Source organism: Rhodohalobacter mucosus (assembly GCF_003150675.1).
Lineage (GTDB): Bacteria > Bacteroidota > Rhodothermia > Balneolales > Balneolaceae > Rhodohalobacter > Rhodohalobacter mucosus.
On record NZ_QGGB01000006.1, the window covers coordinates 385689 to 411606 of the forward strand.

Sequence of the window (25918 nt, forward strand, 5' to 3'; positions counted from 1 at the left end):
ATACCTATGGCAACAAATACGGAAGAAGAAATTCGGGTACCGGACGTAGAGCTCAACATTTATAAGCCAAAAAATCCGGTAGAGGTAAAAATTGTTAAAAGTGAGATTGTGACGTCATCGGCAAGTCCGAACTTTGTGCGTCATGTCGAATTCGATGTCTCCGGCACCGATCTGGAGAACAATGTGCTGCCCGGCCAGGCACTTGGAGTGCTTGCCGACGGAGAGGATGAGCGGGGCAGGCCGCACAAGGTACGCCTCTATTCCACATCATCCCCAACGGGAGGAGAAGACGGAAAAGGAAAGATCTACTCCACGACCGTAAAGCGCGTGATTGACGAACACTGGGAGCATCACGGCCTGTTTACGGGGGTATGCTCCAACTATCTCTGCAACCTGAATGTGGGGGATACGCTCATGATGACCGGTCCCAGCGGACGGCGTTTTCTGCTTCCCGAAAAGAAGGAGGACTACAACTACATTTTTCTGGCCACCGGCACCGGCATCGCGCCGTTCCGCGGCATGATCATGGACCTGATCTCTGAAGGCGTTCAAAACGACATGGTGCTTGCTTTCGGCTGCCCGTACCGTACAGATCTGCTCTACCAGAAAGAGTTTGAAGAGTTCGATGAATCCAATGAGAACTTTCACTACCTGCCGTTTGTATCACGGGAGGATCCCAGGCCGGATGGCACCAAGCCTTATGTACAGTACAGTTTGCTGGACCGCCATGACCTGATGATGCCCATACTTGAAAAAGACAACACACTTATCTACGTCTGCGGCCTGAAAGGCATGGAGACCGGAATTTTCCAGATCCTGGGTCAGCTCGGCCTGTACGATTATCTGGTGCTGAAAGATGAGCTGAAAGATACCGATCCGCTTGATTGGTCGCGCGACCAGGTGAGCAAGCTGGTGAAGCCGGGCAACCGGATGTTCCTCGAGGTTTACTAACCCGGCAGACTGCCGGGAACCGACGAACAGATGAACAGAAAAATGTTGAATAACAAAGTGTTATTCTTCCCGGCTTCACGATCAAATATCTCATTTTTCGGTTCGTCAGTGGCCATGGGGTCAAGCTACAGACGGGAGTGAAAAGGCAGAAGGCAGAAGGCAGAAGTGAAAAGCGCAAAAAAGAGCTGCCGGGCTTTTCAGCTCGTTGCTTTCTACTTTACCTGTTCGATTGTGCCTTCCGGGACTCACTTTCACGCCCAACGACTAACTTCTGCCTTCTGCCTTCTGCCTTCTCACTATCCAAAGACTCACGACTAACCCGGTTGATAATTAAGGCAGATGTTTATAGAATGAGATCTGTCAGTTGTCAGTTGTGGGTTGTTGGTTGAGGGTTCTAAGCTGCCTATTCCACACTCCCAACTAACCACTATCCACTGACAACAAACAACGAACAACTATCTACTAACAACCACTAACTCCTAACTCTTAAATCCAAATACTCTTAACCAAACACCAAAAAATGAGTAAAAAATTACGACTGGGCATGGTAGGCGGAGGCCTGGATGCTTTTATCGGGGATGTTCACAGAAAAGCGGCCGCTCTCGACGGAAAATTTGACCTGGTGTGCGGTGCCTTCAGCAGCAGTGCGGAAAAATCAGAAAAAACGGGAGATGCCCTCGGCCTGGATCCGGATCGTGTTTACGGTTCATTTTCGGAGATGATGGAGAAGGAAGCATCCCTGCCCGCAGATCTTAGGATGGAGGCCGTTTCGATCGTAACGCCCAACCACGTTCACTTTGAACCGGCACGACAGGCCCTGGAGCATGGATTTCACGTTATCATCGACAAGCCGCTTGCGTTCTCGCTGGAGGAGGCCAAAGAGCTGAAGCAGATTGTGGAGGAGACCGGCGGCGTTCTTGCGCTCACGCACACCTACACAGGCTACCCGATGATCAAGGAGGCCAAAACGTATGTGGAGAAGGGCATGCTGGGTGAGATACGGAAAATCTATGTGGAGTACCCGCAGGGCTGGCTGGCCACGCCGCTTGAGCAGGAGGGGAACAAGCAGGCCTCCTGGCGGACCGATCCGTCCAGGTCGGGTGAAGGCGGTGCCATCGGGGATATCGGCACGCACGCGGCGAATCTTGCCGAGTACGTAAGCGGACTGGAAATTACGAAACTGTGCGCCGACGTAAACATCACCGTAAAGGGAAGACTGCTCGATGATGACTCGGCCGCGCTCCTGAAATTCAATAACGGTGCAAGCGGGGTGCTCATGGCCACGCAGGTGGCTGCCGGAGAGGAGAACGACCTGAAGCTCAGGATATACGGTGAGAATGCGGGCCTGGAATGGACCCACACCGATCCCAATACGCTGTTATTCAAACCGCTGAACGGCCCCGCTCAGAAACTGCGGGCCGGAACGGGATATCTGTCCGACCTTGCGCAGAAGAACACACGCCTACCCGCCGGTCACCCGGAGGGGTACCTGGAAGCGTTTGCCAATATCTATGTTGAGTTTTACAATGCAGTGAGGGATCATCAGGCAGGCTCATTTGGTTCGGTAACGGATTACGATTTCCCGAACGTGGACGACGGCATCCGCGGCATGGCGTTTGTGGCCAACATGATCGCCTCCGAGGATTCGGACCAAAAGTGGACGGAGTTTGAAATTTAAATTGGAGACAACTGTTTCTCGCGGATATTCGCAGATGAACTCGCTGAGTTTCGCAGAGCATCTGCGGAAATCTGCGCATAACTCAGCGATAATCTGCGAGAACCAAATAATGGTAAGATCTTTAATCCTAATACGTAATTAATCATCATGAAATCAGTAAAAGGCCCCGCCATCTTTTTAGCACAGTTCGTGAATGACGAACCCCCGTTTAACGACATCGTTGCCATCTGCAAGTGGGCCAAATCGCTGGGGTATAAAGGTGTTCAGATACCCACCTGGGAGCCGCGGCTGATCGATCTGGAGAAAGTGGCGAACAGCAAAACCTACGCCGAGGAGTACAAGGGCAGGATCGAGGCCACCGGCGTGCAGATCACAGAGCTTTCCACACACCTGCAGGGACAGCTGGTGGCCGTTCATCCCGCCTACGACGTGATGTTCGACAATTTTGCCCCTGAAGAGGTTCACGGTAAACCGAAAGAGCGACAGAAATGGGCTGCGAACCAGCTGAAATTTGCAGCGAAGGCGAGCGCCAACCTGGGTTTAGACGCCCACGCATCTTTTTCCGGAGCGCTGATGTGGCATACGGTCTATCCCTGGCCGCAGCGTCCGGCCGGACTGGTGGACGATGGTTTTGCGGAACTGGCCCGCCTCTGGAAACCGATCCTGAATGAGTTTGACGAGCACGGAGTGGATGTTTGCTATGAACTGCATCCCGGCGAGGACCTGCACGACGGTGTGACCTACGAGCGGTTCCTGGAGGCGACCGGCAATCACAGAAGGGCACGCATTCTTTACGACCCCAGCCACTTTCTGCTGCAGCAGATGGATTACCTTGCGTTCATCGATATTTACAAAGACTATATTGAAGCCTTTCACGTGAAGGATGCGGAGTTCAATCCCACCGGCAGGTCCGGCGTCTACGGAGGCTACCAGGGATGGGTGGACCGTCCCGGGCGTTTCCGCTCCATCGGCGACGGACAGATCGATTTTCAGAGCATCTTCACCAAGCTGAGCCAGTACGGCATCGACTGCTGGGCGGTTCTGGAGTGGGAATGCTGTATCAAGCATCCCGAGCAGGGCGCCGAAGAGGGAGCACAGATCATTGATGATCTGATCATCCGCGTAACCGACAAAGCGTTTGACGATTTTGCAGGAGCGGGAAGTGATGAGTCGCTGAACCGGCGGATATTGGGGATTGACCGGTAGGTGATGACCGGGGACCGGAGACGGATGACCGACAACCAACAACTAACAACTAACAACCGACAACAAACAACCCACACCTGCCATGGACACTTTTCCCACAGAAGGAGTGGAGCTGACGCACCTGATGGTGGTCAGTGACCTTGAACAGTCACGAAACTTTTACAGGGATGTATTGGGCGCAGAAGTGTACAGGGAGTACGGAGGAACCTCTTGCGTTCTGCAGTTTCAGGGCACATGGCTTCTGCTGGTGACGGGCGGAGGGCCTACGGAAGACAAACCGTCCGTTACATTTGCACCTCCAGGCGATCCCGACAGGGTGAGTCACCAGTTAACCATGCGCGTGCCGGACTGCCGGAAGGCGTATGAGATTCTGCGTGGCCGCGGGGCGGAATTCCTGACACCGCCGAATGATCGCAACGGTGAAATCCGCTGCTTTTTCAGGGATCCTGACGGGCATCTGCTCGAGATCAGTGAGATCGTATAATCATCAGATGACTTGTTTAAGCCACGGAGACACGGAAAAACAGAGTTACGGACATGGAAAGCATATCACGTTGCGCCCTTCGCGCCTCTGCGGAAAAAAAGAATTCCGTACTAAACTGAATCCTGATTTTGACTGTGTGTCCAACCTGGATCAGGGGAAAAAGTACACGAATTGATAGATGTCATGGTTGGCGAATGCAATGACACTAGTTTGAGTTGGTAAATGGTATGGGGCGTCATGGGTTATGGATCTTAGAGCCGTCAAATTCCCAAACGTTAAACCAATCTTCATTTGCCTCATCACCCCGTTCAAAAAAACCCAGAATAGCTTTATTTCCCGCGGAAATAGAAAAGAAAGGTGAGTTTATTCTATAGGAGATGGGGAACCTGGATATTTTTTTCCAGGATTGTGTACCGGGCGAATACTCCCATACCTCCTGAAGAAAAGTGTCATTTTCCCGGTCAGCGGCAAGTCCGAAATATAGTTTTTCCCCTGCTGAAAAAGCTGTTACACCATCGTAAGAATCCGACGGATATGTGGTCTCCAGGGACCAATCATCACTCTCGAAATTGTATTTCCAGATCGTGTTATTATATGAATACACATAAATAGCCTCATTGCCTGCAACGGCATTATGGACTTCATTTGGGAACTGATTTAAAAAGCTCCATGAACCGGTCTTGTGATCATAAGCGTACAGCGTATTGTCAGAGATTACATATCCCGTTAAACCAATACTGAAAGAGTATAGATTTCCGGAATTAAATCCTGATGAATTACCGGAAAGATCGATGTTATCAATGCTTTCTATAACCCAGGTATTACTTATCGTATCATATATGTAAGCCTCATTGTAATCCGGAAAAATCATATAAACATGATTATTGATGCCAAACATGGTATATGATTCCGGTATGTAGCCACTGATTGGAATTTTTTGCCTGCTCGAAAAGCTGTAGTCATTTGTATCCAGCTCATAGAAATAGCCGGATCTGAATAACACGTAACCCTTGCCTTGAGTGTATGTTGATTCTGAATTCGCCCAATTTTCCAAGTATGTTCTGAATACTTTTAAAGCCCAGGGATTCCACCGCGTTCCGCTGCTGAGAAAGGAAACTCTATTGCCATAAATTGTATAGGATTCCGTATTGGCAAAGGCCCTGATATTGTATTCAACATTCTCTGCAAATGCACGGTCAGTTGTCAATGAAAATGCATCTTTTGAATTAACAGTTGATATAAGAATGGTATCAGAAACACCAATGGCAGGTTCTGAAGTGTCAAAAACGAATCCAAGCTCTTCAATGTTCTCGTCGCCAGTATTTACAATAGATCCGTTTAATCTGACCTCTGCAGAATCGATGGCTTCAGCATTCAATGTCCGGACGACCGGATAGTCCCGTTTCTCTGGTAATGCATCACTGCTGCAGGAAATCAGTGGAATGATTAGTAGTGCGATGATGCTGAATGTTAATCTGTTCATGCCTATAAATTAAAACCTGCTACCAGTTCTATGCCGGATCTTCGGAATAGGTTATTTTTTCGAAAACCATCAGCCTCAAATAAGTATTTCTTCGTTAAATAGTAGTGTGCCTTGTACCGAAGTTCTAAAAAAATCACCCTGTCGTATCTGAGATGATAAAATGTTCCAATACCTGCGAGTACCCCCAGCTGGTGATCAGATACAATTTGGCTGGTTTCAAAGATGTTAAACTCTACCGTATTATTGTTGAGCGTGGACTCATATACTGTTGATTCGTTTTTCAAATTAGCCAGATAGGAAAACCCGATGTTAAAAAACGGCCTGAAAGTTGTAGAGGGGTAGGCATACCGTACCATGACTGGTACCTCAACCGATGAGAGATTGACAGTAATTTCACTCAAATTATTGCCTGTTCCGCTTCTCGAATAATATGAATTCTCATAGTAATTGATTCCTGAGTAGATACTGTAGTCTGATTCAAACAGGGGATAATCGACAAAAACCCCAATAGAAAAGCTCCGGTCCCGGATAAAGTCAGAATCCCTGAAGCTTTGATTTAAAATATCCCTTTCGGAAATCAAGGATATACTGCTAGAATTGAACCCGGAAACAATTCCATATTTGACAAATGGAAAGGGGCGCAGTTCACAGGCATTGTATCTGGAAATCAAAAGAGAGAGAGAACTTTTTTTATATCGTACCAAATTGACAGCGTCTGATACATTCCCGCAATCTGAGGTAAGGTCCCGTAAGGTATCCCTGAAAGATGCTGAACCGTCACTTGTTCTTTCAGAATATAAAGGTGTTAACGTGCTGTCTCTTTCAAGATAAAAAATGGAATTTTCGGTGAGGGGATAGTAATACAAGGTCAGGTTACCCTGTATCAATCGTTCAAAGAATACGGCTTCTATGCCATCCGGAGTCTGTATCTGCTTCGATACATAAATTCTTCCGTCTTTAAATCCATATTCGCGTACTTCATCCGGCGTATATCGGATGATACTCTCGTCATTTCTGAGCTCGATATATTTAGCATTCTCTATTTCACCTGCATCCAGCAGATCTATTCCATAAACAGCAGTCGTATCCGTTATGATATAATTGCTTTGGCCTGACACAGCTGCCGGAATAAATAATGCAAAAGCCATCAGGATGATCCCTGTTCTCATGTCATGTGTACTTATTAAAATTTGGCAATGGAGTACGTGCTTGTGAGTGCTCGTAATTATTTGACAGGAAACGAATTATTTAGGTCTATGGCAAATTGGTAATTAATCTTGAGGCGATAAATAGTAAGATTACTATTCTTCTCAATTTAAATGAGCCATTATCATAGGAATGACAAAAATGAGGCTGTTACAGCCTTGCATTATTTGACTGGTTTTTTGCCTAAAATTCTCCCATAATGTATCACTATTTGTAATTCCCGGTTAATGTCAGTCAGCCGATGACCCGATTGAGCCACGGAAACACGGAGGGAAAATGCTGAGTGCTTTCCGGTCTGTATATGATTTTCTCACAACACCATAAACTCTTTGCGGTTAAACACTATTTGCCATATGAGGTGAAAGCTGTTTTGTAAATAGAATATTGAAAGCGAAAGTGAAAGAAATCTTTAATAATATGAGTCATCTTGGATCATCTGAACTACCTGGAATTTTGGAATTCCTCCGGCAGGCCGAAAAACTGAAAATTACGTACCGCTCCGGGTACACCTCCGACGGGCGGACTGAAAGCGTTGCGGAGCATACCTGGCGGCTCTGCCTGGTGGCGCTTGCGCTGGAGAAACACTTTCCGGATGTGGATATGGGTCGCGTGATCCGCATCTGCATTATTCACGATCTGGGCGAAGCCCTTCACGGTGATATTCCCGCTCCGGAACAGGAGGGAAGCCCGGAGAAATCGGAAAACGAGCGAAACGATTTCAGGGAACTGATCGCAAGCCTTTCGGAGTCCCATAAGGAAGAAATGCTGGCACTGTGGGATGAGTATGAAAACGCTTCTACCCCGGAAGCTAAAACCGCCAAGGCGCTCGACAAGCTCGAAACCCTGCTGCAGCACAACCAGGGACAAAATCCCGATAGTTTTGATTACGCCTTTAACCTGGATTACGGGAAAAAATACACCAAAGGCCATCCCGTAATCAAAGCGATCCGGAAGCACCTCGCCCGGGAAACGAAAGAAAAGGCAAGGGGGATGAATAATAAATAATTGTTTTCACCGCCCCGAAGCGTCGGGGCAAAGTGCGCCAAGTTGACTTGTTTAGCCACGGAAACACGGAGAATGAATATTAAATACTTTTCGAGTCCGTATCTTGGTCTCTTTGAATACATTGACACTTTAGCACCTTAACACGTGAATACTTTTACCCTCCGCGGTTAAAAAAATGTTGATCCGCCAATGAACAGACCACCCATGAAGAATCCTCAATCATTTTCTTTAGCAAATCCTGTTGTTGTTTTATTGACCCTTATCCTGGGCTTTGCCGCCTGCACCCAAGCTCCGCCCATCGATGAAGATCAATTCGTTGTGGAAGCCACCATCGCTGGTCTGCAGACCGCGATCCTGAATGAACAAACCACCTGCAGGGAGATCGTGCAGGCATACCTGGACCGAATCGAGGCGTATGATCAGTCCACCGGCCTGAATGCGATTACGGAGATCAACCCAAGGGCGCTGGCAAAGGCGGATTCTATTGATCAGGCGATTTCTGCAGGGGAGGAACAAGGCTCCCTGTTCTGCGCTCCCATCCTGGTTAAGGACAATTTCGACACGCATGATATGGTCACGACCGGCGGCTCCATCGCCCTGGCCGGCAGCATCCCGCCCGATGATGCCTTTATGGTTCGGCGCATCCGCGAGGAGGGAGCCATTGTGATTGCCAAGACCAACATGGCAGAGTGGGCATTTAGTCCGCGTCAGTCCGTATCTTCTTCCTATGACACTACCGCAAACGCATACGCCCTTGACCGCACACCGGCTGGATCCAGCGGAGGGACGGCATCGGGCGTGGCCGCAAGTTTCGGAGTGGCCGGGTTGGGGTCCGATACCGGAAATTCCATCCGCGGTCCCAGCTCACACCTATCCCTGGCGGGGATTCGCTCCACGATTGGTCTCACCTCACGGGATGGCGTGGTTCCGCTTTCGTTTGACCGCGATATCGCGGGTCCCATGACCCGAACCGTGGAGGATGCCGCCCGGATCTTTAACGTAGTGGCCGGCTATGATCCGGCAGATTTCTATACCGAAGCGGGACGTGATCGCAAGGAAGAGGACTATACCGCTTTTCTGGATACAAATGCCGTACAGGGCAAACGCCTGGGCATTCTGACCAGTCATGCAAATCCCGAGAGGGCAGACAGTGCTGTGTACGCTCTGTTTGAAGAGGCGGCAGAGGAGCTGCGCAGCATGGGAGCCGAGGTAGTGGATTTTGAAATTGAGGGAATGCGGGAGCTGATGAGTGCCGGCAACTGGTGCAACCGGTTTCGCTATGACATGCATCAGTACCTGCTCTCCCTGGGTGAGGATGCACCAATGAGCGATGTACTGGAAACGCTGGAGACGGGAGCATACGGGGCGGATGTGGAACGCATTCTGAACGTAATCGCTGAGGAGGAGCCGGAGATTATCCATCCGGCAGAGAGGGCAGAGCCGTGTCCCGATTTTGCGGATCACGCAGGTCGGCAGGCGCTTCTGGCCGCCGTGGTGGGGGCGATGGATGAGGCCGGGATTGATGCCTTTATCTTCCCAAGCTGGAGCTATCCGCCCGCACCGCTGGACAACGCCAATGAGGAGTATCGGGGCGACAACTCCCAGGGGCTCATCCCCGCAGCCGGACTCCCCGCCATCACTGTCCCCATGGGCTTTACCAACGGAAATCTTCCTGCCGGACTGCAGATCGCGGGACGCCCCTTCTCGGAAGGCCTTTTGTTCGGCCTGGCTTACGCCTATGAGCAGGGTACACACCATCGCCGTCCGCCGGAGTTGTTTCCGCCGCTGGCACCCGATCAATAAAAATGTAATTTCAGTCATCCGATGACTTCCCGTCATCGGATGACTTGAGTTCACCGCGGAGCCACGGAGGCACAGAAGGACGGAGTTATAATTTTTTCGAGTCCTTATCTATGTTACTATAGACATCTTCATACGATAAAACTTTAACACCTTAATACTTAAACACATTTACTCGTTAACACCTAAAAACTTTATCATCCTGAAATCAAACCCAAAACATGAAACAATCGCTCTGGGCATCCATACTCACTCTTTTCATCTTGTTATCGGCTTGTTCCGGTGATCCGAATCACTACGAATCTTTTCATTCTTTTGATGACACCCGAATTGCCTACACCGATGAAGGTTCCGGTGAATTTGTACTGCTGATCCATGGATTTATCGTGGATGGTAGCATCAATTTTGGCAGTTCCGAACTCAAAAGAGAGCTGCTGGAGAACGGCTACAGGGTCATTGTGCCGGATCTGAGAGGAAACGGCAGATCGGATAAGCCACAGGATGAAGAGGCGTACATGAATGATGCGGAGATCAAAGACCTGATGGCACTTATGGATCATCTGGGAGCGGAGAGTTACATGACGGTCGGGTACTCCCGGGGTGCTATCCTGCTGGCCAATTTACTCACGAAGGATGACCGTATCACCAAAGCGGTATTCGGAGGCATGGGTCTGGAATTCACGGATCCTGACTGGTACCGCAGAAGGGAATTTGGGGATGTTTTTGCCGGCAGAGCGGAGCCGAAAACACTGACTCAGGGTGCGGTGGACTATGCGAGAGCTCATAATGTTGATTTCACCATCATGGGCTATCTCCAGGATCATCAGCCCGAAACAACTATAGAGGAACTGAACAGTATTCAGACGGAAACCCTGGTAATTGCCGGGGAGGAGGACCTGGATAATGGTGACCCCGCAGAGCTTCACGAGCAGCTGCCCAACAGCCGGCTGAGTATTGTCAGCGGCGATCATATGAGCGTCTTCAACCAGCTGGATTATGCCGAGGAGATTGTCCGTTTTTTCGGAGAGAACTAGAAGAGAGCCTGTTTACCTATCCGTTATCAAATCTGTTGGCGTTAACTTCAATACGTGAATTATTTACCTGTATCCTAATGGTTTAATGTTGCTTATTTCAGAAAAAAATAGGATATAGAAAGAGTAAGCGGTAAGCATGTAAAACTAAACAAGGTAGAAGGGGGACAGGATGGGATCATTTGGATCATATGAATTACTCCTTTTGGGCATCATTATTTTGGGGCCCATCATTTTTATTCTCTTGGTACTGGCTTTGAAAAAAGTGATCAGCAAACGCAACAACAATAACGAATAGGGTAACCCTTCCAGGTATGGTAGATAAAGTCTGAAGTCACTGAATTTAGAGTGACAGTGTGACCTGAAACCTTGAATCTGGAACCTGTAACTCGAAACCCGCAACCCTAAACCCCGCTGTATGCCGTTCGCAGTCCCGAGACTTCGGGAAACCATGCACCCTGTACCAACAACGCGTCCCGCTTTCTGGAGCTGACGGATGAGGAGATAGCCGGTCATCATAATTGATTCAGAGAATATCCAGTCGGAAGAAATTGGGAAGACTTTTCAATGCGGATTTATGATGCTACGTGTCATTTTATTTGACCCTTTTATTTAACCTGATAGCTTTTTATTTGACCAAAATCCAAGTTAAGTCCCCATAAAAAGCTATTTGGAATTTTATTTAACCAGTTTATACGATTCTTCTGAATCGTATAATCATATGTTAGGTGCATTATCAATAAATAGGTACAATAATCAATTAATCAAATTATCATGGTAGAAACAGCAAACCTTAATTTTTATGAAATTATTAATTGTGGTTATTATGAGAGAGGATCAGAATTATTCAGGTATGGAAACTTTCAGTCACTTCTTACAAATCTACATACTTGGGTTCAAAACAGGCCATTTGAACTAACTAAAACATATGATTCTGATGACTACAAAAATACGATGCCCACTTATTGTTTTGACTTGATAAGCAACAATAATGGCAATTACTTACTAACAACTTGGAATGAGACTCCAACCGATCAAGGTAATGTTGCAAGCGTAAATCGAAATTCAAATGTAGGTGAATATGATGTTGATGTAGCTGAAATTGACGATGACTATGTATTAGGATACCCGACTTACTTTTGGATTCTACCTGAGCAAGAAATATTTGCAACAATCCGGTTCAACAATCCATTAAATGGACATCCAAATCTCAAAAGGTTTTTCACAAATTTTTTAAGTAAGTATTCTCAATTTGTAGTTGTGGATGAGGATGGAGATGAGGGAAATCACGAGATACTTGGTTATCGTAATATGGATGAAAGGGACCCCTCTATAGAGCAGTTAGTTCCAAAATTTCATTCTATGCCTATGCGAGAAAGTGGTAGTTTAGGCTTTCTATTAAGCAATTCAGAACGTATTTATAAAGTTCTTCGAAAAAATAAATTGTCTCATAGAAGTCGGGAACTAAAAAATAGATTATTTGAAGAGGTTGGTATCTTAGAGCGGGAAAATAATGTTGATGCTGATAATGAATATAAAGTGAAATATGAGCTTGATATATCACCTACCCAAGAAAATATTAGGTCTGTTTATGATTATTGGAGTCAAAATATAGATGGGGAGCGTGATGATAGTAACTATTGGTCTGATATTGGTTTCAAGATAAGTGGTGAATCTGGTGATTATTGGTTAAGTAGCTTACTCAAAAAAGGAAGTTTTGATCTAAATATTCAGAGACACGAAGAAGAAGTTGTCGTAGCTAGTTCCTTATTAGGAGTACTTGAAGAACAAAGTGATGATATTCTAAGCATAATCGAATAATGTTTCGGAAAATACGTATTACAATTTACATACTTTTTCTGGGTGGGTTTCTCGGTATTCTATTCTGGTTCGGAAGTGGGGTTTCTATTAATGATCAAAAAGAAATATTTAGCAAATTATTAAATATTTCTGGAATTCTTTTCGGGATAATGGGTGCTTGGATTGCAATTATATATTCAGAAAGCCTTAATAAAGTATTTTCAAAGGATTATAAAACTGAAGAAAGAAAAGAAGCCTTAAAAGAGATTGATTTTCTATTATTTCCAATGGCTCTATCAGCGACAATTGTTGTCTCTATTCTTCTATTTTTTGTTGCTTATCCAATATTTAGACAGATAAATTTCATGCTAAAACATCACTTGCTGATACGGTCATTTTCTTTTATGGGAATTGGATTTTTAACAATCCTTCAAGTCTGGTGTTTTATTTATGTCTTTGCTCCAGCAGAAAAATTAAAGCGAAAAGCAAACAAGGAAATAAGGCAATCTGAAATTGATCAAAGAATGAAATCTGGAGTTCAAAAAGCATCAAAAAAAGAGTTGTAGTTGTGTCTAATATCTTACTAAGTAATTAGTTAATGCATGCACCTAACAAAGCGTATAAACTGATACGCGGACGAGGCTTCGGTTTCCAGTATTGATTGTTTAAACTTTTTAAGCCGTTTATTAACTCATAATTTCCGCGACTGTTATGCGCAATATCATTATACACTTTTAAAATTATGTTGCCAGATTATCCAAATTTAAAAAGGGAGATACAGCGGGAATTCATTTATTTCATGAAAGAATATGTGAAGCAAAGATTTCCTTTACAAGGCATGGTTAGGAGGCAGGTAATACATGAGGGAACCGATCCTCATTATCAGAGTGAGTTTCAAGGGGAGTTCGAAGATGAAGTTACTAAGCTTAAAAAGTTTTCTGCGGATGCCCATTTTCAAAAAGATGAACTTAGAGACATGAGCCTTAGCGATGTTTTTCAAAGATTTCTTGACACAGTTGGAAAAATGGGTGAGAAAGTTGAAATAGCTTCAATTCAAGATCTTGACGATAAACTTACAGAAAAAGGTCAAATTGCTTCTGTATCCAAAGAATTTACCCCAGATGATATTTTAAAATCCTTGGATACAGTTTTAATTTCTTTCGATAAAGATGGAAAAGCACAATTACCAACTTTCATGGGAGGTGAAGAGGCCTCAAAAAAAATAGCCGAAGCTTTTAAAAAGCTTGATGAAGAACCATATTTAACGAAGTTCAGGGACCTAATCGAAAAGAAAAAGAGAGAATGGGATGCTAGAGAGAATAGTAGAAAATTGGTTGACTAATGCCTCTGAAAGGTCTTTTCAATTACCTTTTTGTTATACGTTACAAAATAAAAACCATAGAATATTACACTTAACTCGTCATCGACCAATCGAATTTGGAAAAGACGTAATCACAATTGATGAAAATGATGAGTATCACGCTTTCCAGCTTAAACAAGGAAATATAACTCAGCGTGTCTTTACGGAGCTTCTTCCTCAATTAAACCAACTTTGTTACTTAAACCTTGCACACCCTCACATTCATAAAGATGCTATTTATACTCCATATTTAGTGACAAATGGTAAAATTGATGAAGAAGTATATCGACAACTGGAAGACTTGAATTCTGGTCTAGATAAAGCTAAAAGACCTAAACTAGTTTTACTCCAATATGATGACCTATACACAGATTTTTTGGAGCTTGGTGCAAACTTATGGCCCTCTGAATTATCAGACTATAAAAAGTTAATTGAGTTTTCAATATTAGATGGGAAAGAAAATTTTTCTACTAATAAATTTATAGATCTTTTAGAACACCAACTTGAAATTAATACTGATGAAGTTGGAGAAATAAAAAACAAACCATCGACTAAGAGAAACATAACAAGTGCAGCATTACTAACTGCATTTGCTGTTTCTAATTATATAGAAGAAGAAAATCATGTTGCAATTATTGAATGCTGGACTATCTATATAGCCCAAATAGTTTCAATAGTTAATAAGTTGGAACTCAACATTGATCATTTTAAAGAAGCAATCGAAATAGCCAAAACTATTATTCATCAATCACTATCTAACCTATTAGAAGAGTTAGAGGAAAGAGAAGACTTATTCGAAGGAAATATTATTTTTGATAAACCATTCTATAACTACAGAGCTACAAAGGTAGTTGGTTTAGTTTCCTTGCTGCATTTGTGGATTATAAAAACCGACAATGACGACGAACTACTCGATAGGACTTCAGCAATTATTGAGAATCATCAAATGGTGTGTCGATTAAATACAGAAGCACATCTTCCATACTTTTTAGCAATTTATTGGGCTTTAAGAAAAATAGACTCAACCCAAAAGCCTGTTGGTTTTCTCAAAATGATGATTGAAACTATAATTAATTCAAGTAAAAACGGTGAAGGATTACCAAATCCATACTATCGAGAACAAGAGTTAATGTCGCTAGAAGTACAACACATACTACAAACTCAAGTTCATCCGAATATGAGTTTAGATATTAACCCTTTGGATGATGACTTCAAGTATAGTTCATATTATTTACTTGGATTGGTACATATCTTCGTAAGACTTAACTATAAACAACTATTAAAGTTTCTTTGGCCTCAAATAACACGATTTAATTTTAAACATTTTGAAGTAAGTAAAAGCTGGCATTTTTTCAGATGGCGTAATCCAGGCCAGGGAAATGAAAAGAGTTTTCTAGCCAAACACACCAAAAGTTGGAAAGAACTTAGAACCGAGTCCGAAGATTTTGAAGAATCATTTTTACCTAACTTCATTCTTAGTGATCCAATCTTTGGAATACTCTTCTTACTATTTTTCCCACACCGGGTCTCTGCTGATTACATTAAATTTTTAGACACAGAACTTAGGAAAAAGCTGTAAAAGTGTATAAATAGGCGTTTTGAATTGAACGCGTACAGATTTTGATTGAAATTTATTTGCAAGGATATAAGTTTGCTATTTTAACCAAATCATATTCCCCGCGACGTTAGGCTATAAATTATATACTTTTAATGCATGCTATGTTTATTCAGCAAGAAGCCGAACACTTCTATAATTCTTACTTAATTCTTAAAGAAAACAGAGAGTCTTTAATTCAGCAAAAATCCATCTCTACTAACAAAGTGGAAAAAATATCAAATTTTGGCCATTACCCTACAATGGGCGTCGAAATCGTTTGCTTATCCTTTTCAGTGGAACTTTATATAAAGTCTTTACACTATGTGGTTTCTCAGGATGTACCTAGAGGTCACAATATCCTCTCTCTTTTCAGAAAGCTGCCAAACCATATTCAGGAAGAGCTGTTCTGTAATCCGTCAGTTGAAAAATACGGCTGGGATTTTGATGAATTCGAAGAAATGATATATACAATCAGTGATAGTTTCGAGAAATGGCGCTACTCGTATGAATCAACAAGCCTAAAATATAATTCCTACTTTGCTTTAGTATTTGTGGAAGCAATAAGGAATACAATTAAATCAGTACGCCATCGTAGATGAAATGCACGACTTAAATTAACAATACATATTGTGAAAAGAACGGGGAGTTGATTGGGATTCTACAGATTATCGATCCCCTGAATGAGGAGACACACAACAGGGGAGAATTGCGGCCGAACAAGTTGGCTCGAATGCAGTTCGAGTCTTTAATTTTAACTCCATAACTCGCCGCTTATACAGTGGGCCATTAGTTACTTATAAAATCAGAAACCCTATACATGAATACCCTCTTCAGAAAGAGTACGATCATACTGATTGCCCTTTTTATCTTTGTACAATGCAGTCCCAATGACCGGAATGAGTCAACCCGGAGTTTTGAAGAGTTACCGGTACTTGACTACCAAACAACCCATCTCATCGGAGAAAGTGAACAATACATTCCGGGAATGCTCAATAAAATCTTCCGGCTTGCGGATGGCTCCTGGGTTGTTTCTGATTACGGATCGACAACCATCGAGCACTTTACACCAGGCGGTGAACATCAATCCACGGTGGCCATTGAGGGGGAAGGACCCGGAGAGGTCAGGCCCTTTTTCTTCTTTCATCAATTGTCTGATTCCCTTGTGGCAGCCAGGCAGCAGATGTCAAACAGGCTCGATTTCTATAAGCTGAATGATCAGGGTGAGCTCAGACACTCCCGTACCCAAAGCCCGGAACAGGGATCGTTTATCTGGTCCGATCTGCTTCCTAAACCACCGGATGAAATCCTTGCAATAGAACAAAAAGACTGGTTTGCGGATGATTTGAACTATGATGCAGAAAACGAATACTATCAGACCTCTGTGATGACGCTGGATTTTGACCTGAACGTCATCGAAGATTCTGTAACCACGCTAACATTACCAAACCCAAGAATTTTCCGGTCAGAACAAGGCGGAGTTTCTGTTTTCTCCGTTCCATTTCGAAGCCGGGATCGAATCCTGCCGTTATATGACGGATCCTATTGGGTAGCACGCGAGTTGGAGCAGCGATTTGAACATTACGACCCATCGCACCAATTAACCGGCTCCTTTGAACTTAATGTAGAACCAAGACCCGTTGAAAGAGCAGATAAAGAATTCCATCTCGGCAGAATACAGGGTGAGAGGTGGAGTGATATAGAGTCAAGAATTCCTGCAGACAAGCCTCTATTTTTTGATGCCTGAGCAGATGCTGACCATATTCTGCTTCAGACTGGTGAATCAGAAGAGGGCAGGGAATATGTCATCGTTGAACATTCCGGCAACCTTCTGGGCCGCTTCATGCTGCCGAATTCAAAACGGGTGCAATTTATAGATTCCGGTGATCTGGTTGTACTAAACGCTGATCCGGAAAAAGGACATGCAGTTGAACTGATCTCATTGAATATTTAGCCATAAAGCAAACCGGAATGTGCAGTTAACGAAGCATATCAACCGGATTCGTTTGTGTTTCGTTACTTACATCTATGTATTTTGAAGTACGTGAGATTTGACAAGTAGTTTAACCGCAGGTTTTTGGCTGCAAGAATAAATCATTCCATAATGATAAGATTTATCAAACCTTCCGCATATTTTACGTTCGCAGCGATCGCCGGCTTTGTCTTATTCTCTGCCTCCTGTTCAAACTCTTTCGATGCTTTGAAGGACCTAGATGAGAACTGCACCAACGTTGAAAACCCGCAGGGAGTTGAAGTTCTCTGTATCGGGACTGAAAATTCTGAACTCTCTATCGAAAACATTTCCGGTCAGACTGTCTATTATCTCGTAATCGAACAACGGACCTTAGCTCTGATTGATATAGACCCCGATTACACCACATGGCTATCCATGGAAATGGATGAAACAGTGACCATTCCCTACACCGACATCATCGGATATGATGAGACGGCAACGGAAGCCTGGATCACATGGGTGCTTGAAGAGGACGAAACCGGTGGTTCAATTACGATTGAATTATGAGTTGCAGATAACACGAAGCCACAGGATGAAATGGATTAGGGACAAGAATTCCCCTCCTTCTCAAGGAGGGGATAAAGGGGTGGTTGAATCAGATGTTTGTGCAGTTGAGTGGGTTGAACTGTGTGCAATTATGTGTAACCACCCCCGGCCCCATCCGCCAGCCGGCGGAAGGGGAGTATCCTTTCAAATTCATAAAATTCAATTAGAAACCACATCAAATCTCATGATCACCCTTCGCCCGGCCACGATTGACGACCTGGAGCTGCTCCGGTACTGGGACACGCAGCCGCACGTGATCGCCTGCGACCCAAATGGAGAGTGGGATTGGGAGGACGATCTGAAACAGCAGTCGGATTACGTGGAGCGACTTAGGGGAGTTTTGAGTGTTGAGTTTTAAGTTTTGAGTGAATTTCATATCGAACGATGAAGGTGTAATATGGGATCTGACTCACAAATCTCATTACGTCTTTTTTCAAACTCATAGTTTACGATTCAATACATTGCATCACCCCGTTAACGTGGGGCTATAACACGTATATTTGAGAGCCATGCCGCGGCCGGTTCATGATCAAAACAGACGGTCAACTTGAGCCGCCACGCTGTTCTCCTTCAGTCAGAGCTAACCATATGCTTCTTCCAATTAAACTATCAGGGATACGCGATTTCTTAAAGAGACCAGAACATACCGCATTCGCGGGTTTTCTGATCATTCTTTTATGGTTCTGTGCTGCCGTCAGTCCGGTTGCAGCACAGGATATTGAGTTGGAAACGCCTGCCCGGATCGCCCTTTTCCTTGACTGCGAGCGCTGCAATGAAACCTTTATACGGCAGGAGATGCCATATCTGGATCACGTTCGTGACCGTGAAGTCGCCGATGTACACGTCCTCGTTACCCGGGAGCGCACAGGGTCGGGAGGCGAGGCATGGTCCCTTGACATAATCGGCCTGGGGGTCTTTGAAGGGCTGGATTTCACGAATGTCTTCAACCTGCCTGCCAACACTACGGAGGACGAAGAACGGAACATTTTCCTTCGCAACCTTGAAGCCGCGCTCGTGCCGTACCTGATGCAGACTCCCCTTCGGGAGCGGCTGCGTGTAGACATCGCCCCGTCCGAATTGGAAGACGTCGGGCAGACACAGTTAACGGAAGATCCCTGGAACTACTGGACGATCCAGATCTATGCCGACGGAAGCGCCGACTTTGAGTCCCAGCAGCGCTCCTTCGACACCCGGTACGGGGTGTTCGTCGGCCGAGTGACAGAGGAGTGGAAGCTTCAGTTCCGTCCCTTCTTTAACTACAACTACGACCGGTTCGAACGAGATGAAGGTGCAATTACGAGCTCGGCACACCGCAACGGGTTTACCAGCTATGCCGTGAAGAGCATCTCGCCGCACTGGTCGGTCGGTGCCTACGGAGACGTTCTTACCTCAACGTTCTCGAATGTAGACTGGCGCTATCGATTCATGGGCGCAGTGGAATGGAGCCTCTACCCGTACCGCGAGGCGAACCGGCGGCAGCTGACGGTAGCGTACCGTCTGGGTGGTTCGCACATTGCCTACCAGGACACGACGATCTATAACGAAATTGAACAAACACTTCCCCAGCATCTATTGAATGCAGGGTACCAGGTGGTCCAGCCGTGGGGAGAGATTGAAGTAGGTGCCAACGCCTCGCAATACCTGCACAATCCGTCGCGCTACAGTCTTCAGTTTGATGCGGAGTTCGAAATTCGCGTTACGAGAGGGCTCTCCATCGAGGTTGGTGGTTTTCTCGAGCTTATCCATGATCAGATCAACCTCCCGAAGGGCGACGCGGACCTTGAAGAGGTGCTCCTGCGGCGAAGGCAGCTTGAAACCAACTATGAGGCGGGCATTCGTTTCGGGTTCCGCTACCGTTTCGGCTCACTTCTCAACAATGTCGTTAACCCGCGCTTCGATGGAGTCGGCAATCGCGACCGGTTCTGATCCGGGGACCGGTTTTGTCGTTGTGATGATAGAGCAGCGGATCAGTTGCTCATACCGGGAAATCTGTCAACGCGCCGTGGGTCTGCCATCATTGAATGATGATTCCGGCCCACTGAACAGCAGCCATTCCATCCTTTATTCTTAGCCCGTCTTTCGCCATTTTACTGGTATCAATGAACGTAAAAACAGGGTGCCATGAACTACAGAACACTGGGAAAAACGGGATATAAGGTATCGGAGATCGGTTTGGGAACCTGGCAGGTAGGGGGGAAATGGGGAAGCGGCTTCGATGATCAGAATGCGGAGAAGATCCTGAATGAAGCAATCGATGAGGGGATCAATTTTATCGATACGGCAGACGTGTACGAGAACGGCAGGAGCGAGCACGCTGTGGGGAAAGTGATTCGTTCCCGAAGTGAGAAGGTCTATATCGCCACCAAATGCGGACGGTTTATTGATCCGCACGTCAATGAGGGCTACCGGCCGGATGTGCTGCGCGGTTTTGTGGAGCAGAGTCTAAAGAACACAGGGCTGGACCGGCTGGACCTGGTACAGCTTCACTGTCCGCCGCCTGAGGTCTACTACCGTCCGGAGATCTTTGCGGAGTTTGAGAAGATGAAAGAAGAGGGAAAGATCGGTCACCTGGGTGTAAGCGTGCAGAAGGTGGAAGAAGCCCTGAAGGCGATCGAATATTCCAATGTGGGCGCTGTACAGATTATTTTCAATATGTTCAGGCATCGTCCGTCCGAACTCTTTTTCAGGGAAGCCAAACGAAGAAATGTGGGTATCATCGCACGTGTGCCGCTGGCAAGCGGTCTTCTGACCGGAAAGTTTGATAAACATACAGAATTTGAGAGCGGTGATCATCGCCACTTTAACCGGGAGGGAGAAGTTTTTGACCGGGGAGAGACCTTTTCGGGGATCGATTACGAAACCGGCCTTGAGGCCGTAGACAGGCTTCGATCCATTTTTTCTGATGAACTAAACCTGGTACATATTGCTCTCAAATGGATCCTCATGTTTGATGAGGTGAGTACGGTGATACCCGGTGTGTCCAAAATTGAACAGCTGTATTCCAACCTGAAAACGCTGGGCATGCGGGACCTGACCGATAAGGAGATGGAAGCTGTAAAAGCGGTATATGATGAATTGATTCGTCCGCAGGTTCATCACAGGTGGTAAAAGGAGTGAATGCGGAATAGAAAATATCCTCAAAGAGTGGTATTGTATATTCCTGCATCAGTAAAACATCCGTTTACCAGCCGCTATCTATGAAATTACTGGAACTCAAAATCCCGCCCGCCATCGTCTTCGGCCTCATCGCCTGGTTGATGTGGTGGATTGCAAGCATGGATAGTGGTTGTACCTCTCCAGAGAAATTTCAATTTGATCGTAAGAAAACGCTCTGAGCATCGCTTATTTTTTTAATCAATTTTTCGTAATGAGAAATTTATTAATTATTGTCTGTAGTTTTTTAGTAGCCATCTCTTGTAAAAATGGCAATGAAACCATACACCCAACAGAAAATTTTAAACAGCATCTAAACAGCAGAGAGACCACCGTAAATTTTCTAAAACAAGCAGAAGCCGGGAGTGTTTATACTGACTCAATAACACATTCAATTTCGCTGGGAGAGCTTGCTGATCCTCAAAAAGAGGATTACATGTTAGACATTGAAAATGTTGCCGTTGATAATTTTGGCAGAATTTATGCTTCCAACCCATCACTGAGTAGTATCAAAGTGTTTAGTCGTAAGGGAGATTTTCTGCTAAGTTTGGGAAGAGGCGGCAGGGGGCCCGGTGAATTCACGAATCTCTCAAAGATTGCTATTGATTCTGAAACGAATCGTTTAGCTGCATTAGATAGATATGAAATTGAAATCTTTAAAATCAGTCCTGATACGATTGAATACGAGACAACAGTTTCTACGGAAATTTCTAATTCTACCGATATATGTTTTTCAAAAAATTTTTTATTCACAAATGGTTTTAAAGTTACAGAAAGAGATTCGATAAATGCCGGCAACGTTTATAACTTATTATCTGTTTCAAGGCCAATTCATAAATTTTCAATTGAAAATTATGAATATTTGGATTCATTTGGTCAACGGTATGAAACAACTACAGGCTTTGCAATTTTTGAAGGACAACTTTCTAAAACTTTGATAAGCTGCAATGACTCGACAGTAGTAGGTATATTTGAAAACTTCCCGCTTATATCAGGTTATGATGTTGATACTAATGAGTTATTATGGGAGTCGAGTATCTTAAATTTGCCTATGGCTGAATTTGAAGAGAGCTTTAGATCTGAACCGATCATGGGTGTTTTACCGTCATATGGTGAGAAATATTTTTACCGAGATATAATTAATACTGACAATAACAATTCATTATTAATGGTAGGTAATCGTTACCCGAGTAATTTTTCGCCAGATGAAGAATTGGATTTTATGAATAATGATTTTTTCCTGCACCCAATCGTTATTGATAATATGAATGGTGAGTTAAAATTATTAGACAGAACAAGATCGTTGACCTACTTTAAAAATTCTGATGTCTATATATTTTCAAAGCCTATGGCTGATTTAAGTCACGGTCAACTACTACATGTTGTTTTCAATTAATTTGACTGATAAGTAAAATAAGTTGCAATAATAATCCTTGCTTTTCTATTAATTATTTGTTGATGTGCGGCCGAAGAAATCTGCCATCAATATCTTGATCGGCGAAGAACAGATTCTGAACAGGGGATACAGAATACCTATGATACAGACGGCCATCAAGCACTATATTGCGTATCGGGTGTCAACCGGTATGCTCATCGATCCGCAGACCACAACCGCTGCTTATTGGTTTATTGAACGTCTCGGATTTGAGTTTATGGGGTTAAGGGTGTTTCCCGGCGACTGCTGTTTTGTGTATGAGCTCAGGAAAATGGTATAAAGTGCTCCTCTATCTCGTTGGTTTGTAAGTACAATGTAATTATATTGTGGTATCTGTTCACAAACCATCGATGTTATGAAAACAAAATTGATACGTATCGGAAATTCCCAGGGGGTGCGGATTCCAAAACCCCTGATCGAGGAAAGCGGCATTACCGATGAAATCGAGATGATCCTCAGGGACAATGAGATTGTACTCCGGTCTGCAGAAACGACGCGCAAAGACTGGGATGAGGCCTTCGAAAATATGGCTGAAGAGGATGATGACGGGTTACTGGATCAAAAAGAAATTGAGGGACCATCCGAATGGGATGAAACGGAGTGGACATGGTAGAAAGAAAGCCTGTTCAGCGATTTGACGTTTATTTGATTTCTCTGGACCCGACAAAAGGATCTGAAATCCGGAAAACCCATCCATGTTTGATTATTTCTCCGGATGAAATGAACCGGCATATCCGGACGGTCATTGTCGCACCCATGACGACCACAATCAGAAATTATCCAACGCGGGTATCAACGACATTCCGGGGAAAAAAGGGCCAGATCGTACTGGATCAGGTTCGCACTATAGATAAGAGCCGTTTGATAAAGAATCTGGGCACCGTCAGCAAATCGGCCGGGGAGAAAGTGCTTGGCGTATTGCAGGAAATGTTCGCACCTTGAATTCGCTCACGGTATGGTAAGCTTTTATGACAAATTAAATACCTAACTATGTCAGATTTAGATCGCAAACTGCAAAAAAAGCTGAAAACCGAAGAAGAGAAGGCATGGCTAAAGGAGAAGCGGGGAAAGAATAAAAATAAATATGTGATCGCTGCCATCCTGTTTTTAGGTACGCTGGTTCCTCTATATCTTTTATGGTTCCTGACAGGCATTCTATTCAATTTCTATTCAGGAGTCGCCGGGCTGCAAAGTATAGATATAGCCTGGATTTCACCCCTGATTCACGGCGCCATCTGGGCAGCGGCTGTGATCAGCGTATTCAAAAAAAGATCGGTTCTCGATACCATTGTTCAGCGGATTTGAAAGATCATGGCTATTCATCTGATTTGAAAATGATTTACATTCAAGCAATCCGGTAACCCGGCTAATTAAACCGGAGGCCGGCTAACCTGTAACCACCCATGAAATCCCTCGAACTAAAAATACCGCCCGCCATCGTTTTCGGCCTCATTGCCTTGGGAATGTGGTGGATTGCGTCGCTGGACACCGGCCATTTTGTGGACCCGGAACTGGGCCGTGTACTGTTCTGGATCCTGTTTGGTATCGGAACGCTGTTTGGCATAGCGGGACTGATTTCATTCTATCGAGCGCGCACCTCAATCGATCCGCACAAACCGGAAAAGGTGTCATCACTGGTCACCTCGGGCATTTACCGCCTCTCCCGAAACCCGATGTATGTGGGATTGGCAATCATTCTGGGAGCCTGGGCCATCCGGCTGGGATCGCTGCTCTCCATGATTGGCGTGGTCCTGTTTGTACTCTATATCACTCGTTTTCAGATCATCCCTGAGGAGCGGGTGATGAATGAGAAGTTCGGGGAAGAGTTTGAGGAGTATCGGTCCAGGGTTCGGCGATGGCTTTGAGATAATAATTCAGTTCGAAATATGAGCTTGTTGAAAAGTGTCCCTCCGTCGGCTGACGGAGGGCAATGGGAGTCTCCCCTCGAGGGGAGTACCGCCCTTAGGCGGGGAGGAGCGTTGGTAGTCGAATTAGCAGCAAAGTTTAATTTTTTGGGTTAAATCATAGCTCAGCCCCTTTGGGACCCCGAAAGCTTTCGGGATCGGGGAGGAATGAATCCTGGCGGATATAATGTAAAATTTAATTCTGTGAGTCAGATCAACGTTCAGAGAGTCATCCCCCTCGCCCCGACCACCGTCGGGACTCTTCCCGCTTCTCCCATAGAGATCCCTTCGGGGAAAGGGGGACTAGGTCGGTTCAATTGCTTATCTCGAACTCACGTCAATATAGCTAATCAGACTCCCTGAACCGGCTGCCTGTCAGGTAAAATCCAAGACGGTAGGGCACCAGGTCGTCATACGACCGAAATGGGGCATGACTGGTGGATTTTAGCAGCATATTTGGGTTTCTGCCGGTGCGGGCCGCACGGAATGAGATGTTCTGAAGCTCATCATCAGGTACATTCACGGCTTCAATCCATTCAAGCGACAGCAGAACGTCATCATTTACGATGATGTCATAGGGTTCCAGGTCCACGCTCATTACACCGGGCTCTGAGGGTGCCTCTACAATCACGTTTTCCGGGAGCAGGTTTTGTCCGTTTAGCCCTTCATTCAGGCTGTAGACGTTCACCCGAAACAGCATGCTGTCGGCTCCTGCCCGGTTGACCATAAAATGTGCACTTTGAATCTGCACGGGCCTGCGGATCTCAATCCTTGCCCCAATCTGAGTGCCAAGTTGCGTACTGCCAAACCCGATATTGTCCCCTTGCCGCCGAAGCCGGTGGCCGTAGATGTCAGAATTTTCAGAGAGGGTTCCGGTTACCACGACATCCTCCATTTCATAAACGGCTGGCGTCAACCGGATTTCCGGAGTCTTCAACAACTCGATTGCTGTTAAAATGGCGGTCTCAAAACCGATTGCGGAGAAGATGACGCTGTCTGTATCGGCCGCATAAGTCAGGCTGAACCGTCCGCTGCCATCACTCACCGTTCCGGTTCCCCGTGCGGGGATCCCGATATTCACATAGGGCAGGGGCTCTCCGGATTCTGCATTCAAGGTGGTTCCCTCGAGAGATGATTGTGCGAAAATTGCTTGTGTCACTGTAGCGAAAGCAAGTACCGAAAACAATAAGAATGATTTGATCATGGTGCCTGTCCGGTTGTTGAACATTCTTTTCACACGCTGGAATTTATAAAAAGGTTTCAGTTAA

The 25918-nt window shown here is 45.2% G+C and carries 27 protein-coding genes; 24 read left to right on the forward strand and 3 right to left on the reverse strand.

Going from position 1 to position 25918, the window contains the following annotated elements:
• Nucleotides 1-6: 6 nt before the first annotated feature.
• The 4 genes from DDZ15_RS09305 (at nt 7) to DDZ15_RS09320 (ending at nt 4319) form a co-directional block, all read left to right on the forward strand.
• Nucleotides 7-951: a ferredoxin reductase domain-containing protein gene (locus tag DDZ15_RS09305; RefSeq protein ID WP_109646813.1), complete on the forward strand. Its 945-nt coding sequence runs from the start codon at nt 7-9 to the stop codon at nt 949-951.
• Nucleotides 952-1471: 520 nt separating this feature from the next.
• Nucleotides 1472-2629 carry a Gfo/Idh/MocA family protein gene (locus DDZ15_RS09310; protein ID WP_109646814.1) on the forward strand — a complete coding sequence of 386 codons (1158 nt, stop codon included), beginning with the start codon at nt 1472-1474 and terminating at the stop codon, nt 2627-2629.
• 147 nt (nt 2630-2776) lie between these two features.
• Nucleotides 2777-3835, forward strand: coding sequence for a sugar phosphate isomerase/epimerase family protein (locus tag DDZ15_RS09315; protein ID WP_109646815.1), 1059 nt, complete (start codon nt 2777-2779; stop codon nt 3833-3835).
• Nucleotides 3836-3917: 82 nt separating this feature from the next.
• On the forward strand, nt 3918-4319 hold the full coding sequence (locus DDZ15_RS09320) for a VOC family protein (RefSeq protein WP_109646816.1): 402 nt from the start codon (nt 3918-3920) through the stop codon (nt 4317-4319).
• Between the two features lie 235 nt (nt 4320-4554).
• Here DDZ15_RS09320 and DDZ15_RS09325 read toward each other — a convergent pair whose 3' ends face one another.
• Together DDZ15_RS09325 and DDZ15_RS09330 are read right to left on the reverse strand one after the other, a co-directional pair.
• Nucleotides 4555-5802, reverse strand: a complete 1248-nt coding sequence (locus DDZ15_RS09325; RefSeq protein WP_109646817.1) for a Kelch repeat-containing protein — start codon at nt 5800-5802, stop codon at nt 4555-4557.
• Between the two features lie 2 nt (nt 5803-5804).
• Complete coding sequence (locus tag DDZ15_RS09330) at nt 5805-6971, reverse strand: porin family protein (protein WP_109646818.1); 1167 nt, start codon at nt 6969-6971, stop codon at nt 5805-5807.
• Nucleotides 6972-7425: 454 nt separating this feature from the next.
• Here DDZ15_RS09330 and DDZ15_RS09335 point away from each other — a divergent pair, with 454 nt between their 5' ends.
• From DDZ15_RS09335 to DDZ15_RS09425, 20 genes are all read left to right on the forward strand, one after another.
• Nucleotides 7426-8013: an HD domain-containing protein gene (locus DDZ15_RS09335; RefSeq protein WP_109646819.1), complete on the forward strand. Its 588-nt coding sequence runs from the start codon at nt 7426-7428 to the stop codon at nt 8011-8013.
• A 204-nt stretch (nt 8014-8217) separates the two neighbouring features.
• Nucleotides 8218-9816 (forward strand): amidase, encoded by a 1599-nt coding sequence (locus tag DDZ15_RS09340; protein ID WP_109646820.1) that lies wholly within the window; start codon nt 8218-8220, stop codon nt 9814-9816.
• A 218-nt stretch (nt 9817-10034) separates the two neighbouring features.
• Nucleotides 10035-10847 carry an alpha/beta fold hydrolase gene (locus DDZ15_RS09345; protein ID WP_109646821.1) on the forward strand — a complete coding sequence of 271 codons (813 nt, stop codon included), beginning with the start codon at nt 10035-10037 and terminating at the stop codon, nt 10845-10847.
• Nucleotides 10848-11618: 771 nt separating this feature from the next.
• A complete protein-coding gene (locus DDZ15_RS09350) occupies nt 11619-12665 on the forward strand; it encodes a hypothetical protein (protein WP_109646822.1) in 1047 nt (348 codons plus the stop codon).
• Nucleotides 12665-13210: a hypothetical protein gene (locus DDZ15_RS09355; protein ID WP_109646823.1), complete on the forward strand. Its 546-nt coding sequence runs from the start codon at nt 12665-12667 to the stop codon at nt 13208-13210. The genes DDZ15_RS09350 and DDZ15_RS09355 overlap by 1 nt, the downstream gene beginning before the upstream one ends.
• A 233-nt stretch (nt 13211-13443) precedes the next feature.
• The gene (locus DDZ15_RS09360) at nt 13444-13986 is read left to right on the forward strand and encodes an HMG-box domain-containing protein (RefSeq protein ID WP_146198560.1); all 543 of its coding nucleotides are present in this window, start codon (nt 13444-13446) and stop codon (nt 13984-13986) included.
• Nucleotides 13952-15583 (forward strand): hypothetical protein, encoded by a 1632-nt coding sequence (locus DDZ15_RS09365; RefSeq protein ID WP_109646825.1) that lies wholly within the window; start codon nt 13952-13954, stop codon nt 15581-15583. Before DDZ15_RS09360 ends, DDZ15_RS09365 begins: the two co-directional genes overlap by 35 nt.
• A 140-nt stretch (nt 15584-15723) precedes the next feature.
• A complete protein-coding gene (locus DDZ15_RS09370; protein ID WP_158278665.1) occupies nt 15724-16200 on the forward strand; it encodes a HEPN domain-containing protein in 477 nt (158 codons plus the stop codon).
• A 218-nt stretch (nt 16201-16418) separates the two neighbouring features.
• Nucleotides 16419-17345: an NHL repeat-containing protein gene (locus DDZ15_RS09375; RefSeq protein WP_109646827.1), complete on the forward strand. Its 927-nt coding sequence runs from the start codon at nt 16419-16421 to the stop codon at nt 17343-17345.
• Nucleotides 17346-17798: 453 nt separating this feature from the next.
• Nucleotides 17799-18119, forward strand: coding sequence for a hypothetical protein (locus tag DDZ15_RS09380; RefSeq protein WP_158278666.1), 321 nt, complete (start codon nt 17799-17801; stop codon nt 18117-18119).
• Nucleotides 18120-18342: 223 nt separating this feature from the next.
• Entirely contained in the window at nt 18343-18516 is a 174-nt protein-coding gene (locus DDZ15_RS16715; RefSeq protein ID WP_158278667.1) for a hypothetical protein, read from the forward strand.
• 230 nt (nt 18517-18746) lie between these two features.
• Nucleotides 18747-20084, forward strand: coding sequence for a hypothetical protein (locus DDZ15_RS09390; protein WP_109646830.1), 1338 nt, complete (start codon nt 18747-18749; stop codon nt 20082-20084).
• Between the two features lie 195 nt (nt 20085-20279).
• The gene (locus DDZ15_RS09395; RefSeq protein ID WP_109646831.1) at nt 20280-21266 is read left to right on the forward strand and encodes an aldo/keto reductase; all 987 of its coding nucleotides are present in this window, start codon (nt 20280-20282) and stop codon (nt 21264-21266) included.
• 89 nt (nt 21267-21355) lie between these two features.
• Nucleotides 21356-21493 carry a hypothetical protein gene (locus tag DDZ15_RS16720; protein WP_158278668.1) on the forward strand — a complete coding sequence of 46 codons (138 nt, stop codon included), beginning with the start codon at nt 21356-21358 and terminating at the stop codon, nt 21491-21493.
• A 32-nt stretch (nt 21494-21525) separates the two neighbouring features.
• The gene (locus DDZ15_RS09400; RefSeq protein ID WP_109646832.1) at nt 21526-22707 is read left to right on the forward strand and encodes a 6-bladed beta-propeller; all 1182 of its coding nucleotides are present in this window, start codon (nt 21526-21528) and stop codon (nt 22705-22707) included.
• Between the two features lie 94 nt (nt 22708-22801).
• Nucleotides 22802-23026 carry a hypothetical protein gene (locus DDZ15_RS09405; protein WP_146198561.1) on the forward strand — a complete coding sequence of 75 codons (225 nt, stop codon included), beginning with the start codon at nt 22802-22804 and terminating at the stop codon, nt 23024-23026.
• A gap of 75 nt (nt 23027-23101) precedes the next feature.
• On the forward strand, nt 23102-23359 hold the full coding sequence (locus tag DDZ15_RS09410; RefSeq protein ID WP_109646834.1) for an AbrB/MazE/SpoVT family DNA-binding domain-containing protein: 258 nt from the start codon (nt 23102-23104) through the stop codon (nt 23357-23359).
• A complete protein-coding gene (locus tag DDZ15_RS09415; protein WP_109646835.1) occupies nt 23353-23688 on the forward strand; it encodes a type II toxin-antitoxin system PemK/MazF family toxin in 336 nt (111 codons plus the stop codon). Before DDZ15_RS09410 ends, DDZ15_RS09415 begins: the two co-directional genes overlap by 7 nt.
• Before the next feature lie 48 nt (nt 23689-23736).
• Entirely contained in the window at nt 23737-24051 is a 315-nt protein-coding gene (locus DDZ15_RS09420) for a hypothetical protein (protein ID WP_109646836.1), read from the forward strand.
• A gap of 98 nt (nt 24052-24149) precedes the next feature.
• Nucleotides 24150-24611 (forward strand): methyltransferase family protein, encoded by a 462-nt coding sequence (locus tag DDZ15_RS09425; protein WP_109646837.1) that lies wholly within the window; start codon nt 24150-24152, stop codon nt 24609-24611.
• Between the two features lie 385 nt (nt 24612-24996).
• On the opposite strand, the gene DDZ15_RS09430 is transcribed toward DDZ15_RS09425, so the two are convergent.
• Nucleotides 24997-25854, reverse strand: a complete 858-nt coding sequence (locus DDZ15_RS09430) for a carboxypeptidase-like regulatory domain-containing protein (RefSeq protein WP_158278669.1) — start codon at nt 25852-25854, stop codon at nt 24997-24999.
• Between the last annotated feature and the right edge of the window lie 64 nt (nt 25855-25918).

Bases quoted from the DNA above. Each gene is read 5' to 3' on its own strand.
- DDZ15_RS16715 (WP_158278667.1), top strand. From the start codon at position 18,343: ATGATCACCCTTCGCCCGGCCACGATTGACGACCTGGAGCTGCTCCGG.
- DDZ15_RS09395 (WP_109646831.1), top strand. From the start codon at position 20,280: ATGAACTACAGAACACTGGGAAAAACGGGATATAAGGTATCGGAGATC.
- DDZ15_RS09345 (WP_109646821.1), top strand. From the start codon at position 10,035: ATGAAACAATCGCTCTGGGCATCCATACTCACTCTTTTCATCTTGTTA.
- DDZ15_RS09365 (WP_109646825.1), top strand. From the start codon at position 13,952: ATGCTAGAGAGAATAGTAGAAAATTGGTTGACTAATGCCTCTGAAAGG.
- DDZ15_RS09335 (WP_109646819.1), top strand. From the start codon at position 7,426: ATGAGTCATCTTGGATCATCTGAACTACCTGGAATTTTGGAATTCCTC.
- DDZ15_RS09420 (WP_109646836.1), top strand. From the start codon at position 23,737: ATGTCAGATTTAGATCGCAAACTGCAAAAAAAGCTGAAAACCGAAGAA.
- DDZ15_RS09375 (WP_109646827.1), top strand. From the start codon at position 16,419: ATGAATACCCTCTTCAGAAAGAGTACGATCATACTGATTGCCCTTTTT.
- DDZ15_RS09310 (WP_109646814.1), top strand. From the start codon at position 1,472: ATGAGTAAAAAATTACGACTGGGCATGGTAGGCGGAGGCCTGGATGCT.
- DDZ15_RS09425 (WP_109646837.1), top strand. From the start codon at position 24,150: ATGAAATCCCTCGAACTAAAAATACCGCCCGCCATCGTTTTCGGCCTC.
- DDZ15_RS09390 (WP_109646830.1), top strand. From the start codon at position 18,747: ATGCTTCTTCCAATTAAACTATCAGGGATACGCGATTTCTTAAAGAGA.
- DDZ15_RS09325 (WP_109646817.1), bottom strand. From the start codon at position 5,802: ATGAACAGATTAACATTCAGCATCATCGCACTACTAATCATTCCACTG.
- DDZ15_RS09410 (WP_109646834.1), top strand. From the start codon at position 23,102: ATGAAAACAAAATTGATACGTATCGGAAATTCCCAGGGGGTGCGGATT.
- DDZ15_RS09320 (WP_109646816.1), top strand. From the start codon at position 3,918: ATGGACACTTTTCCCACAGAAGGAGTGGAGCTGACGCACCTGATGGTG.
- DDZ15_RS09330 (WP_109646818.1), bottom strand. From the start codon at position 6,971: ATGAGAACAGGGATCATCCTGATGGCTTTTGCATTATTTATTCCGGCA.
- DDZ15_RS09355 (WP_109646823.1), top strand. From the start codon at position 12,665: ATGTTTCGGAAAATACGTATTACAATTTACATACTTTTTCTGGGTGGG.
- DDZ15_RS09360 (WP_146198560.1), top strand. From the start codon at position 13,444: ATGAAAGAATATGTGAAGCAAAGATTTCCTTTACAAGGCATGGTTAGG.
- DDZ15_RS09430 (WP_158278669.1), bottom strand. From the start codon at position 25,854: ATGATCAAATCATTCTTATTGTTTTCGGTACTTGCTTTCGCTACAGTG.
- DDZ15_RS09415 (WP_109646835.1), top strand. From the start codon at position 23,353: ATGGTAGAAAGAAAGCCTGTTCAGCGATTTGACGTTTATTTGATTTCT.
- DDZ15_RS09315 (WP_109646815.1), top strand. From the start codon at position 2,777: ATGAAATCAGTAAAAGGCCCCGCCATCTTTTTAGCACAGTTCGTGAAT.
- DDZ15_RS09350 (WP_109646822.1), top strand. From the start codon at position 11,619: ATGGTAGAAACAGCAAACCTTAATTTTTATGAAATTATTAATTGTGGT.
- DDZ15_RS09400 (WP_109646832.1), top strand. From the start codon at position 21,526: ATGAGAAATTTATTAATTATTGTCTGTAGTTTTTTAGTAGCCATCTCT.
- DDZ15_RS09340 (WP_109646820.1), top strand. From the start codon at position 8,218: ATGAAGAATCCTCAATCATTTTCTTTAGCAAATCCTGTTGTTGTTTTA.
- DDZ15_RS09370 (WP_158278665.1), top strand. From the start codon at position 15,724: ATGTTTATTCAGCAAGAAGCCGAACACTTCTATAATTCTTACTTAATT.
- DDZ15_RS09305 (WP_109646813.1), top strand. From the start codon at position 7: ATGGCAACAAATACGGAAGAAGAAATTCGGGTACCGGACGTAGAGCTC.
- DDZ15_RS16720 (WP_158278668.1), top strand. From the start codon at position 21,356: ATGAAATTACTGGAACTCAAAATCCCGCCCGCCATCGTCTTCGGCCTC.